At 70.5% G+C, this 13,491-nt stretch carries 6 protein-coding genes and 1 pseudogene; 1 reads left to right on the forward strand and 6 read right to left on the reverse strand.

Annotation, left to right across the window (positions count from 1 at the left end):
- Positions 1 to 49 precede the first annotated feature (49 nt).
- From ACIREE_RS14705 to eccD, 6 genes and pseudogenes are all read right to left on the reverse strand, one after another.
- Positions 50 to 3,646 (reverse strand): AAWKG family protein, encoded by a 3,597-nt coding sequence (locus ACIREE_RS14705; protein WP_404150982.1) that lies wholly within the window; start codon positions 3,644 to 3,646, stop codon positions 50 to 52.
- 412 nt (positions 3,647 to 4,058) lie between these two features.
- Positions 4,059 to 4,502 (reverse strand): annotated as a pseudogene (locus ACIREE_RS14710) (type VII secretion system-associated protein); the annotation flags it as partial.
- 99 nt (positions 4,503 to 4,601) lie between these two features.
- Positions 4,602 to 4,910, reverse strand: a complete 309-nt coding sequence (locus ACIREE_RS14715) for a WXG100 family type VII secretion target (RefSeq protein ID WP_363191785.1) — start codon at positions 4,908 to 4,910, stop codon at positions 4,602 to 4,604.
- A 91-nt stretch (positions 4,911 to 5,001) separates the two neighbouring features.
- Positions 5,002 to 5,337, reverse strand: coding sequence for a hypothetical protein (locus ACIREE_RS14720; RefSeq protein WP_404150984.1), 336 nt, complete (start codon positions 5,335 to 5,337; stop codon positions 5,002 to 5,004).
- Positions 5,338 to 5,854: 517 nt separating this feature from the next.
- Entirely contained in the window at positions 5,855 to 7,456 is a 1,602-nt protein-coding gene (eccB, locus tag ACIREE_RS14725) for a type VII secretion protein EccB (protein ID WP_404150986.1), read from the reverse strand.
- A 52-nt stretch (positions 7,457 to 7,508) separates the two neighbouring features.
- On the reverse strand, positions 7,509 to 8,915 hold the full coding sequence (gene eccD, locus ACIREE_RS14730; protein ID WP_404150988.1) for a type VII secretion integral membrane protein EccD: 1,407 nt from the start codon (positions 8,913 to 8,915) through the stop codon (positions 7,509 to 7,511).
- Between the two features lie 454 nt (positions 8,916 to 9,369).
- Here eccD and eccCa point away from each other — a divergent pair, with 454 nt between their 5' ends.
- Positions 9,370 to 13,350 (forward strand): type VII secretion protein EccCa, encoded by a 3,981-nt coding sequence (gene eccCa / locus ACIREE_RS14735; RefSeq protein WP_404150990.1) that lies wholly within the window; start codon positions 9,370 to 9,372, stop codon positions 13,348 to 13,350.
- The last annotated feature ends 141 nt before the right edge of the window (positions 13,351 to 13,491 follow it).

Raw genomic sequence — 13,491 nt, forward strand, 5'->3', positions numbered from 1 at the left:
TGCGGAAGCCGGGGCCAGGTGGGATGCGTCTCTACGCGAAACGCTGTGCTCACCGGCCGATGACGGCCGGGGTGCCGCCCTCTTCGGTGCCCCACACGTCCGTGTCCTCTTCCAGGTAGTCGGCGGAACTGGTGGTCCTGCGACCCGGTTCGCTCTCCTGCTCGGAGCTGTCGCCGCCCGTGCCGCCGCCACCGCCGGTGGTCGACACGCGGGAAGCGGGCGAGAGGAAAGTGTCGCTGTCCTCCTGACGGTTCCACGGGCTGCGACGGCGTCGGTTGCGGCGCTCGCTCTCCTCCACCGCGTCGACCAGTACGGCGCGCACCCGCTCCCCGTTGCCCTTCTCGGCGCCTCCGCCCATGCCGCCGGCTCCGCCCATCGGCATGCCGGGGCTGCCGGGCGTACCCGGGGCGCCCGGCGTGCCGGCCCCCGCGGCGGCGGCCGGTGCTGCCGCGCCGGCGGTGGTGGCGGCGCCGTCCGACAGCGGGGCGACACCGGTTCCGGAGGCGACGGTGGACCCGTCGGTGGCCGCGCCGAGGCCCGTGCCGCCGGAGTAACCGCCGCCGGAGCTCCCGGCGTTCGTGGCACCGCTGTCGAGGCCGAGCTCGGAGAACGGCACCTCATGGCTGGTGGTGCCACCGCCGCTCGCGCCCGAAACGTCACTGTTCGGCGAGTTGAGACCGTCGAGCAGGTCCGAGGTGCTGGTGTTCGGCGAGTTGAGGCCGTTGAGCAGGTCCGTACCGCCGCCGTTGGCGGACGAGTTGAGGTCGCCCAGGTCGCCCAGGTCCACTGTCTCGGTGTGGCCCTGCGCGTCGGTGATGCTCGCGACTCCGGTGTCCGGGTCGATGATCTGAGTGCTGCCGTCCGGGAACGTGGTGCTCAGCTTCCCGTTGTCGAGCAGGGTCGAGGACCCGTCGGAGTTGGTCACCTTCGCCCCGTGGGTGAGATCGGTGACCGTGCTGCTGCCGTCCGGGTGCGTGGTGGTGAGCTGCCCGTCGCCCGGATCGAACGAGGCGGAGCTGCCGTCCTGGTACGTGGTGGTGAAGTCGCCGCCGTCGAGCGCGGTGTGACCGCCCGTCGGGGTCTGCAGACCGGCCTGGTCGCCGTTGAGGTTCCCGAGGTCGCCCAGGTCGTTCAGGTTGTTCAGACCGTTCAGGTCACCGGGCGACTCGGTGGTCAGGTGGGAGTTGATGTCACCGAGGTCTCCCGGATCACCCAGACTGTTGTTGTTGCCCTGGCTGTTGAGGTCGCCCAGGGAGCCGAGGTTCTGGGTGGTGGTGGTGCCGTCGGGGTCGGTGCTGGTCGCCTGGCCGGTCGCGGGGTCGACGTGCTGGACCGTGCCGTCGGGGAACGTGGTGGTCAGCTTGCCGTCGTCACCGAGCGAGGTCACCGAGCCGTCCGCATTGGTCACCTTGGCACCGTTGCCCAGGTCGGCCGTGGTCGTCGACCCGTCCGGGTGGGTCGTGGTGAGCGTTCCGCTGTCGGCGTCGAAGGCGGTGCTGCTGCCGTCCGGGAACCCGGCCGTGACCTTGTGGTCGTCGAGCCCTGTGCTGCCCCCGGTCGGGCTCTTGAGGTTCGTACCCGCACCACTGCTGGACCCAGGGCTGTTGATTCCGCCGAGGTTGCCCAGGTTCGTCAGGGCCGGGGGCAACGCGGTGGACTGCTGCCCAGTGTCGCCGCCGGCGCCCGGGGTGTTCAGATCGCCGAAGTTGCCCAGGTTCTTGACGACCGCGCTGTTCGCGTCGCCGTTGTTACCCGTACCACCCGCGTTACCCGCATTGCCCACGTTGTCCGTGCCGCCCGAGGTACCCGCGCCGTTCGCACCACCCGAGTTCAGCAGGTCGTCGAGGCCGGCCGAACTCACCGTCGCGGGGTTGTTCGGGCCGTTCTGACCACCCGAGTTCAGCAGATCGCCGAGATCGATCGTGCTCTCGGTACCCGGGTTGTTCGCGCCGTTCTGACCGCCGCCCGGGGTGTCCGCTCCGTTCCCGCCGCCCCCCGGGTTCAGCAGATCATTGAGGTCGAGAGTCTGGTTGCCGCCCCCACCGGGGCTGTTGAGGCTGTTCTTCAGGGCGTTCGCCTGGTCCTCGGCCGCGGCCTTCGCCTCCGCATTCAGCTTGTCCGCGTCCGCCTTGTCCGCATCATGCTGCGCCTTCGCCTCGTCGGCCGCCTTCTTCGCGTCCGCCTTCGCCTCGTCGGCCGCCTTCTTCGCGTCCGCCTTGTCCTCGTCATGCTGCGCCTTGGCGTCGTCGGCCGCCTTCTTCGCGGCCGCGGCCGCGTCCGCGTTCGCCTTGGCCGCGTCGTCGGCCGCCTTCTTCGCGTCCGCGGCGGCCTTCGCGTTCGCCTCGTCGAGGTCGTCCTGCGCGTCCTGGGCCTTCTTGTCCTTGTAGTCCGAGGCGGCCGTGTCCGTCGACTTCGGCTTGGGCACGTTGTCCGAGAAGTCGTCGGAGAGATCGACGAAGTGGTTGTTCAGGGTGGCCTGCACGGTGGCCGCGGCGGTGCCCAGGTAGTCGTTGACACCCTGGGACCAGATCTTGACCGCCTTGTTGCCCACCTTCACCCAGGCGTCCTTCTCACTGATGTCGCCGTAGTCGGGGTGCACCTGAGAAAAGTCGCCATGGGGGCTGTGGCTGACCAACTGGTTGTACTGCCCGCCTACCAAGAGGTCCGTCTTTGCGATGTTGTTCTCGTCCACCCACGCGCCGAGGTCGTCCAGGACGTAGCGCAGCACCTGATGCGGGTCGTAGTACGGGGAGTTGGCCCACTTCGCCCACGCCTCGAGCAGGTCCCTGGCGGCGTTCTCCAGGTGGGTGCGGCCCAGCGACAGGGCACGCGAGTAGACCGTCTTGCCGGTGCCGGTCTCGTCGCCGGTCCCCGCGCGGGAGTTGAAGGTCTCGACGTAGGCGTCGTAGTTGTCGCGGATCTTCTCCAGCAGGCTGCGGAAGACGTTCGCCGCCTCGCCCTTCCAGCTCGCGTCGTCCGAGGCGAAGCGGTCCTCCCAGTCCTTCAGCAGCGGCGCATGGTCCTTGAAGAACTGGGCAGCGTAGTCGAAGGACTGGCCGGTGGTGTTGAAGGAGCTCAGGTCCACCACGTTGTTGTCCGAGACGTCTTCGCCCTCGAACCGGGCGTACTCCGTGGTGCCGTCGTTCAACAGAGCCATGAGCGCCGCCCGCGGCCCGTTCATGTATTGGGCGAGCTTGACGGTGCTCATCTTGTCGTCGTTGTAGTCCGTGAACTCGTTGCCGCCGCGGACGTTCGCCTTGGACCAGTCCGTGGACCCGGGATCGGCGAAGACCGTTTCGCCGTCGACCGTCACACGGCCCTCGAAGACGATCCGGGCCTGCTTGATGTCCCACTTCTTGTCTTTGTCGAAGAAGTAGAGGTCGTAGTCCTCACCCGACTCCATCAGGAAACCGGAGACGCTGCGGTCCTTGGTGAGCTGGCTGAGGGAGATCTCCTGGAAGTCCATCCTGAAGAGCTTTCCGCCCTCGTCGGACTGGAGGTCGTCGAAGATGTCGGACCGGGGTGGCACGGGCCAGCCGGTGAGGTGCTTGACCAGATCGGCCCACTTGTCCGACTTCGGATTCTTCGCGTCCTCGTACTCGACGACGTTGTCGACGGAGTCCTTGTCGTACTCTCCTCCGGCCACCGGGCGCCCCTTCTGTTCTGATCAGTCTTCATCCGTGCCGGCGGCACGCGTGGGCCGTACGGACTCAGGAATCGTCGTCCGAGTCCGAGTCCGAGTCATCGTCGTCCGAGTCCGAGTCATCGTCGTCCTCGTCGTCCTCGTCGTCCGAATCGTCGTCGTCCGAGTCCGAGTCCGAGTCATCGTCGTCGTCCGAATCCTCGTCGTCCGAATCCTCGTCGTCCGAATCGTCGTCGTCCGAGTCCGAGTCCGAGTCATCGTCGTCGTCCGAATCGCTGTCGCTGTCGGAGTCGGAGTCGGAGTCGCTGTCGGAGCTGCTGTCGCTGTCGGAGTCGCTGTCGGAGCTGCTGTCGGAGTCGGAGTCGCTGTCGGAGCTGCTGTCGGAGCTGCTGTCGCTGTCGGAACCGCCGGTGCCGTCCGAGCTTCCCGCCGTGAGCGTGTCGACCTCTTCGAAGGTCTGGAGCAGCGTCTGCGCGTCGATCGCGTCCAGGTTTTTGTCCTTGGTCTTGTTGGCCTCCTCGATGGTGTCGGTGAGCGCGTCCTTCAACTCCTCGAAGAGCTTGACCTGGTCACCGAGCAGCTTGTTGAGGGCCGTCGCCGCGGTGTCGACGCTGTCGAGCAGCGTGGATCCCGAGACCATGCTGCCCCTGCCGATCTTGCCGAGCCGCAGCAGCTGCTGATCCGGGTCGAGGTTGTCCGCCTTCTTATGTCTGATGAGGTCTCTGAGCGGGGCGACGCCGTCCTTGCCCTCCTCCTTGTGCCGCTTGGCGGAGAGGTACACCGGGTGGACCTCGTTGTCCCGGAAGTTCTCCATCTGCTTGAGGTTGAAGTGCTTGACGTCGGCCTTGTCGACGGCCATTGACGCTCTCCTGCCTGCCGCTCGGTGCCGGACGGGCGGACCCCGGCCGTATGCCGGGGCCCGCCCCTGGGACGGACGAAGGGTTACCGCGGCCGGGGCCTAACGGGCCCGCACGCTGCCCCAGTTGTCGGAGCTCTTGCGCTCGTCGCGGGAGTGATTGTCGTGAATGCTCTGGATCAGCTCACCGTTGTCGTTGAGCAGCTTGGCCATGTTCGCGGTGGCCTGGTCCCACTCCGCCTGCACGCCGCGGTACATCTCCTGGTCGGAACCCTCCCAGGAGCTGATGAGCGGCTTCAGCTCGTCCTCGAGGTTGTTGAGGCTCGTGATGATGCCCTTGGTCTGCTCCTGCAGCTCCTCGATGGCTTGCCGGACCTTGGGGTACTGCACATCGATGATGCCGTCGGCCATGACGTCTCCTCTTCGGTGACCGGGCGCCGGAGCCCCGGAAGTTCACGTGGCCCGGCCGCCCGGTGCGGGGGCCGGTGGCACAGTGCGGGCTTCAGCGCAGCGCCTCGAAGACACCCTGGCTGGTCTTGCTGTTGAGGACCTCGGTCAGGTCCTGGTTCTCCTTCGCCACACGGTTGGCGGAGGACACGTTCTCCTGAAGCGCGTCGATCATCTTGCTGATCTGGACGACGACCTTCTGCGCCTCTGCGTTCCAGCTGCGGAAGAGCTTCAGCAGGGCCTGTCCCTCGTCGCCGCCGACGCCCGAACGCGCGGCGATCTCGGCGACGTTGTTCTGGATCTTCTCTACCTGCTGCCGGGCCGACTCCAGGGAGGAGACGCCTCCCAGGCCCTTGGCATAGTCCGCTTTCCTGGCGGCGCTGTCGGCCATGTCACGTTCCCTTCGTTCAGGTCGTTCAGGTGGTTCAGGCGAGTCTCGTCGCACCGTTACCCGCCGAGGCTAAAGAGAAGCGGGCGTTCCGCGCAACGCGTGCAGGGGAATTTTGAGCATCGGCTGCCTCGTCAAATTTCGTGCGTGGCAGCCGAGTTGTCCGCGAGGTTTCGGCCGGATGAACACGCCTCAGGGAACCCGCCCGGGACAACCGGGCACAACCATCAGCCCGTTGACGTCAAGCGGTCCGGAAACGGGCACGCGAAGAAGGCGAACGGGCAACGGAGCGGACACACATGCGGCAATCCGTACGCGCCACGGATTCCCGGGTTGCGAAACCCGACGCAATATCTGAGCTTTATCTGAGGTTCGCCGCCGCGGCCGGTCCTGCCCGCTTCCTCTGAACTCGGAGCGTGTTATACCGACTTCGCTCCGTATTTGGCTCGAAGTCGTCCCGCCCCTGCCCCATTCCTTTTCCGTGGTGCCTTATGGGCTGCTTCGCACGATCGGTACGCGATCAGTGCCTGATGTCGGCTGCGCGCACAGTGCCCGCCTCGACCGCCTCATCCGTCTTTCCGGGCTTGCCTGCCGGTTTGCTGCCGTCGGTACCGGCGGCGTCGCCATCGCCGCAGGCCGGAGCCGTCACCTTGGGCTTCACGGCGCCCGTGGCGGCCACCGTGTCGAGGTCGACGCCGGTCGGCAGCGCCGCGAGCAGCGGTGCGGGAACCGAGCCGATGTCGCCCGCCGCGTACCCGAGGGCCGCCAGCGCGTCCTTGTCCGCGACGCGGTACTTCACGCCGTTCTCCGCCACAAGGTAGGTGGTTCCGGCGTGCGCGGCGCCGCTCGCGTGCAGGGCCCTGACCAGGGCGCCGCGTCCCGGCCGCACCACCGTGACGTCCGTCGGGACGCAGGCCGGCTGCAGCGTGGTGCCCTCCGGCGCCGCGACCGGGGCCAGCCGGGTCAGCGGAACCAGTACGGACCTGATCCGGGCGCCACTGTCACCCCCGTCCACCTGCGCGCAGAGCGCGGACCCGCGCGGCACCGACTCGGGGACGGGCGGCTTGTCCGGGAGTTCGGCCGATCCGGCGGTGCCCGTGTTCTTCGCCCGGTGCTCGCGCAGCGCGTCCGCGCCGACCGTGCGCGCCTCGGGCGAACGGCCCTGGTAGGCCTCCTTCTGGGTGGCCGGGTCGCCGAGCACCAGGGCGGCGCCGAGGCGGCTCAGCGGCACCAGGCCGTCCTTCTGCAGCAGGTGGTACGTACTGCCGCCGCCGGGCACGCTGACCTTGAACACCTGGCCGACCCGGCTGGCCTCACCGCCGAGTGCCGGGCCCGCTCCGCCGCGGCCCGGCACCGGGGGCGGCTTCAGGGCGGGGCCCGAGGCCAGCGCGTCGAGGAAGGCCGCCGAGACCGGCGCCGCCTGCTGGGAGCCGTAGCCGAGGGCGTTGCGGGCGTCGGAGGCGCGGTCCAGCGGGAGCCGGCTGCCCCGCCACACCAGGTACTCGGTGTCGTCGGGGCCGCGTACCAGCAGCGCGTGGTCGCCGCTGACGGCGCTGGAGTCGAGCTGGGCGCCGGCCACCAGGGTCGTGGCACCCGGCTTGTTCACCCCGGTCGCCGTCACCGCGCCGGAGGTGCCGGACGACGCCCCGCCAGGGCCTGTGGCGCACATGTGCCAGGCCCCGTCGTCGAGTTGGCCGGTCCCGGGCACGGTGTCCGGCGCGCCGGGGAGGCCGACCGCGGCGCCCACCGGCACGTCCTGGAGGGAAGCGGTGCGCACGTCGGAGGTCGGCAGGTCGGAGCCGCCGATCAGCCGCGCGGAGGCGTAGTTGCGCACGGGGTGCAGCACGCCGTCGGCGCCGGTCCACAGGTACCGGGCGCCGGTGTCCCGGTTGACCACCAGGTGCTCACCGTCGCGCCAGCTGTCGTTCCCGCCGGGGCTCAACAGGCCGTAGACGACGGCTCCCCCGCTGATGAGAAGGGTCGCGAGCGCGCCGAAGACGACGCCGCGGGTGGTGCGGCCCAGCGGGCTCTCCGGGGCGTCCGGGTCGGCCGTCAGCAGACCCGAACTGAGCCTGCCCATCATGAACGTATGGGCGTGTACCTGGTCGCGTTTGGACTGCACGGCCTCTCCTCGACTCGCTCTCCAGCTCGATGTACCGGCGTACGGGTGTTGCTCAGCCGAACAGGCCGCGCAGCCAGCCGAACAGCCCCGCCGCCCAGAGGGTGAGGGGCACCAGCGCCACCGCGAGGCCGGTGTGCGCCACTTCCGCCGCCCGGCCCCAGTAGGGCAGCATCCGGCGTCCCGGCACCGTCCAGGCGGCGATCACGAGGGCGGCCGCGGCGGCCAGCAGTACCGCGAAGACCACGGCGCGGCCGTTGCCCTGGCTGTCCACCGCCCAGGCGCCGGCGAGCAGCAGCAGCCCCCAGACACCGGGCACGGCCAGGGTCAGCCGCTGTCCGATGTGCACCAGGCCGCGGGAGTGCAGGAGCAGCAAGAGGCTCAGCGCGGCGGAGGTCAGCACCTCGGGCAGGTTCGGGTGCGCGGCGAGGACGACCAGGGTGGGCGCGGCGACGGCGCCGGTGGCGGCGAAGAGCGCGGTGACCCAGCGCCCCGCCAGTTCGGTGCGTTCGGCGACCTCGCTGCCCGCGTAGGGTTCGATGCCTTCCTGGAGCTGGCCGGCGGAGGACGGCAGTGCGGGCATCCGCATCCCGGCGAGCTTGAAGGCGAACGGCGGCACCGTGCCGGCGGCCAGCGCGACCACGGTGGCCACCAGTGCCACGGCGGCGGGGGCGCCGAGCCCGCTGTAGCCCATCAGTGCCCCGGCGATCGCGGCGGCCACCGAGACCACCGCGGTGGCCAGCAGGGCCGGGGCGCCGACCGCGGTGGCGGCGAGGGCGAGGACCGCGCCGCCTGCGGCCGCCGCACCCGCCGCGAGCAGCCGTGCGCCCACCACCCGCGTCGCGTCCGGTCCTGTCACGTCGCCGCCGGGCAGCAGCCAGCCGGCCAGGGCCAGGCAGGGCGGGACGAGCAGGCCGAGGGCGGTGGCGGAGAGGCGGTCGCCGACCGCGCGGCTGGCCGAACCCGCGCCCGCGAGGAGCAGCAGTCCGGCCACGGTCGCGAGACCGGCACGGGCGGAGCCGGAGTCGGTGACCCCGGGCCGGACCACGAGGACGAGGGCGGCCACCACGGTCGCCACCGCCGCGCCCACCAGGAGTCCGCGGGCCGCGCGGGGGCTCCAGGTGTGCAGCCGCCGGCCCGCGGTGTCGGCTATCCCGTCCACCAGGTCGTCGAGCCTGGCCTCGGGCAGCGCCTCGGTGTGCGGGCGCAGATAGAGCACGTCACCGTCGGAGAGATCGGCCCGCGCGAGGGTGGTCTCCTCGTCGAGCGGGGCGTCGCCGAGCCGCTGCAGCACCCAGCCGGCGTGATCGAGCCCCGCCTCCTCGGATTCCTCGCCGACATAACGCAGCAGCGTGGGCAGAAGGTCGGCGACCGGTACGTCGGCGGGCACGGCCAGATCGACGGAAACGCTCGGCGCACGTACGGTCAGGCGGCACAGTGCGGCCACCACGCTGTCGGTCATCGGGTGAACTCTCGTCTTCCGTGGGGGCTTTGTCGGGAGGACTTCCCCGGCGAGGGGTTGTGCGAAGAGTACGGAAGGACCACGCGAGCGGGAACTGCGGGGCCGGGCAGCGGAATTGTCCCCGCGGACCCGGCAACCGCTGCCCCGCGTGGACAGGTCGCGTTCCGTGAATGCAGACTACTGCCTATGTCCGTCGGCACGTGCTGCGGTCCGGGCTCCTTTGCCCGGTATGGAGTTGGCCGAGGGAGCGGAAGTCGGCCGCCTCACAATCCGCTCGCAGCATTCATCCGGCGTTCATCGTGTCACCCGGAACCCGGAGAATCGGCGTGGTGCGGTCTTTCCCACTACCGGGAGTGCCGCTATTCGGCGTGGGCCGGAAAGCCAGTAAAACCGGAGGTTCTGTTCCTTGAGCGTGGTGCTGTTTCGCCGGCCGGCCCGCAGGCGCGGACCGCAGATGCCCGACGGTCAATTGACCCTCCAGGAACCACCGGTCCTCGCGGAGACGGTGCCGGACACCTCGGCGGTGTGGACGTACCTGCCGATGGTGCTGATGTCGATGTCGATGATGCTGATGCTCCTGCGCACCGGCGGCGGCAACGGCGTCTTCATGTATCTGGCGATGGGCGTCATGGTGCTCGCCGCCGCCGCCATGCTCCTCGGCCAGATAATGCGCCGCTCCGGCGAGCGCAAGCAGCGCCTGAAGGGCGAGCGCCGCGACTACCTCCGCTACCTGGCGCAGATCCGCAAGCGGGTCAGGACCACCATCGCGGAGCAGCAGCGGGCGCTCGCCTGGCGACACCCCGAGCCCGCCTCCCTGCGCTCACTGGCCCGTACGTCCCGGCTGTGGGAACGCCGCCCGGCCGACGAGGACTTCGGCGAGGTCCGGCTCGCGGTCGGTGAGCAGCAGCTCGCCGTCACCCTCGAACCGGTCTCCACGCGCCCGGTGGAGGACCTGGAACCGCTCTGCGCACACGCCCTGCGCCGCTTCATCCGCGCGTACTCCACCATCCCCGACCAGCCCCTCGGTCTCTATCTGCGTTCTTCGGCACGGGTCCTGCTGCGCCCCGACGAGGAAGCCGCACCGGCGCAGCCGGACACCGGGACGTCCGACGACGCGGTACGCGGCCTGGTGCGCGCCATGCTCGGCCAGCTCGCGGTGTTCCACGCGCCAGAGGAGCTGTGGCTCGCCTTCTGCGTCAGCGACGAGCGGCGGCCCGACTGGGAGTGGGCCAAGTGGCTGCCGCACACGCTGCATCCGCACGAGGAGGACGGTGCGGGGCAGGTGCGCCGGATCACCGCCGACCTCACCGAGCTGGACGACCTGCTCGGCGCCGAGTTCGCCGAGCGTCCCGGTTTCGACCCCGATGCCCGGCCCGGCCGTGACGAGCCGTACACGGTCGTCGTCCTGGACGGGGTCAGCGTCCCCGAGGGCCACCGCTGGGAGGGGCCCGGCTACCGCAACGCGCTGGTCATCGACATCTCCGGGGCGCTGCGCTGGCGCCCTGGCCGCAACACGCTGCGGCTGACCACCGGTCCCGCCACGGTGAATCTGGTGCGCACCGACCGCAGCCGCAAGGAGCGTTCCGTACCGCTCGGCCGTCCTGACCGGCTCGGCCCGCTCGCCGCGGAGTCGCTGGCCCGGCTGCTGACCGCGCGGCGGATCAGCCTGGGCACCGACATCGCGCTGCCGCTGGAGACCGACGTCGAGCTGACCACCCTGCTCGGCATACCCGACCTGCACCGGCACGAGCCGCAGACCGCCTTCGACCGGCACACCGGTTCCGGCCGCCTTCGGGTGCCGATCGCGGTCGGCGAGGACGGCCGCCCGATGGAACTCGACATCAAGGAGTCCGCGCAGGGCGGCATGGGCCCGCACGGCATGCTGATCGGCGCCACCGGCTCCGGCAAGAGCGAGCTGCTGCGCACCCTCGTCCTCGGCCTCGCCCTCACCAACTCCTCCGAGACGCTCAACTTCGTCCTGGTCGACTTCAAGGGCGGCGCCACCTTCCTCGGCCTGGACGAACTCCCGCACACCGCCGCCGTCATCACCAACCTCGCCGACGAGGCCGCCCTGGTGGAGCGGATGCAGGACGCCCTGCACGGTGAACTGATCCGCCGCCAGGAGCTGTTGCGCGCCGCCGGCAACTACACGTCGGCCCTGGAGTACGAGCGGGCGCGGGCCGGCGGGGCGGACCTCACGCCACTGCCGAGCCTGTTCGTGGTGGTCGACGAGTTCAGTGAACTGCTCGCCGCGCACCGGGAGTTCATGGACCTGTTCGTGATGATCGGCCGCCTCGGCCGCTCGCTCGGGGTGCATCTGCTGCTCGCCTCGCAGCGCCTGGACGAGGGCCGTATGCACCAGCTGGAGAGCCACCTCTCGTACCGCATCGGCCTGCGCACCTTCTCCGCCATGGAGAGCCGCGGAGTGCTCGGTGTGCCGGACGCTTACGAGCTTCCCGCTCAGCCGGGCAGCGGTTATCTGAAGTCCGGGGTGGAGTCCCTGACCCGGTTCCGCGCCGCCTACTCCTCCGGCACCTACCGGCGCCGTACCGGCGCGGTGATGCAGGCCCGGGTGGCCAGCCAGGTGGTGCCGTGGACCAGCGGCTGGGTGGTGCCGCGAACCCTGGAGGCCGCTCCCGAGCCGGAGGTCGAGGAGAGCGGCGACAACGGCGACACAGAAACCCTGCTCGCGGTGGCCCTGGAGCGGCTGCAGGGCTCCGGTCCGCCCGCGCACCGCGTGTGGCTGCCGCCGCTGGAGGCGCCCTCCCCGCTGGACGCGCTGCTGGGCGGTGTCGCCCCCGACCCGGAACGTGGCCTCACCGCCACCGCCTGGCCCGGGAACGGCAGGCTGCGGGTTCCGGTCGGCCTGGTCGACAAGCCCTTCGAGCAGCGCCGCGACCCGCTCATCGTCGACCTGTCGGGGGCCGGCGGCCATGTCGCCATCGCGGGCGGTTCACAGAGCGGCAAGTCCACTCTGGCGCGCACCCTGATCTCGGCCCTCGCCCTGACCCACACCCCGGCCGAGATCCAGTTCTACTGCCTCGACTTCGGTGGCGGTGGCCTCTCGCAGCTGGCCGGTCTCCCGCACGTCGGCGGGGTGGCGGCGCGGCTCAACCCGGAGCGGGTGCACCGGGCGGTCGCCGAGGTGATGACGCTGCTCGCCCGCCGCGAGCAGTTCTTCGTGGACCACACCCTCGACTCGATGCAGTCCTACCGCCGTCGCCGGGCCGCCGGGGAGTTCCGCGACGAGCCCTTCGGTGACGTACTCATGGTGATCGACGGCTGGTCCACGGTCCGCCAGGACTACGACGAGCTGATCCCGAAGTTCAACGAACTCGCCGCACGCGGCCTCAACTACGGCATCCACCTGGTCATCACCACCACCCGCTGGGTGGAGCTGTCGGCGCAGATCCGCGACCAGTCCGCGACCCGTCTCGAACTGCGGATGGGCGACCCGATGGACTCCGAGATCGACACCCGCAAGGCGCGCTCGGTGCCGCGCAGCGGCGGTCGTGGCATCACCGCCGACAGCAAGATGCACTTCCTCGCGGGCCTGCCGCGCCTGGACGGCAGCGGCTCCCTCGACGACCTCGGCGACGGCGTCGGCCATCTCGTCGCCGAGATCTCCCGGCACTGGAAGGGCGCGCGTGCCCCGCAGGTCCGGATGCTGCCGCACCGGCTGCCGCTGGCCGAACTGCCCGCGCCCGAGAGCACCGAGGGCGACGGCATGCGGCTGCCGCTCGGCATCGACCAGGACGCGCTCGAACCGGTCTGGCAGGACTTCAGCCGTACCCCGCACCTGATCGTGGTCGGCGACACCGAGAGCGGCAAGACCAATCTGATGCGCAGCCTCGCCGCGGGCATCACCACCCGGTACACGCCGAACGAGGCGAAGATCATCGTGGTGGACTACCGCCGTACGCTGGTGGACGCCGTCCCCGAGGAGTACCGCATCGGGCACGTGATCTCCCGGGACAGCCTGACGGAGACCATCGAGGGCGCGGCCCGCGCGCTGAAGACCCGGATCCCCGGCGCGGACATCGCGCCCGCCCGCATGCGCCGGTGCGACTGGTGGACGGGACCGCGGCTCTTCATCCTGGTCGACGACTACGACATGGTCGCGGGCAACTCCTTCCAGAACCCGTTCGAGCCGCTCTTCGATCACCTCACCCTCGGCTTCGAGATGGGCCTGCACCTGGTCGTCGCCCGCAGTGCGATGGGTGCGGGGCGCGGGATGAGCGACGGCCTCGTACGCCGCATGGACGAGGCCAACAACCCGGCCGTGGTGCTCTCCTGCCCGCCCACGGAGGGCCGCCTGTTCGGCAACACGAAGCCGCTCAACCTGCCGCCGGGCCGGGCCCAGCACATCGCCAGGGGCCGGGCGCGGCTGATGCAGACGGCGCTGGTGGAGGAGGCGCGAGGGCAGGAGGACTGAGCGCCTGTCTGTGAGCGACGGAAACGACTGAGCGGCGGGGGGCCCCCGAAGTGGGCCCCCCCCCGCACTCGGTGAACCCGTCAAGGCCTGGTTGGCGCCGGCCCCCGTGGCGGGCGCCCCCCCCCCCCCCGGGCCCCGGCC

Source organism: Streptomyces sp. NPDC102467, assembly GCF_044765445.1.
Taxonomy (GTDB): domain Bacteria; phylum Actinomycetota; class Actinomycetes; order Streptomycetales; family Streptomycetaceae; genus Streptomyces.

Coding starts and splice junctions, on each gene's coding strand:
- eccD (WP_404150988.1), bottom strand. CDS start 8,915: ATGACCGACAGCGTGGTGGCCGCACTGTGCCGCCTGACCGTACGTGCG.
- ACIREE_RS14720 (WP_404150984.1), bottom strand. CDS start 5,337: ATGGCCGACAGCGCCGCCAGGAAAGCGGACTATGCCAAGGGCCTGGGA.
- eccCa (WP_404150990.1), top strand. CDS start 9,370: ATGCCCGACGGTCAATTGACCCTCCAGGAACCACCGGTCCTCGCGGAG.
- ACIREE_RS14715 (WP_363191785.1), bottom strand. CDS start 4,910: ATGGCCGACGGCATCATCGATGTGCAGTACCCCAAGGTCCGGCAAGCC.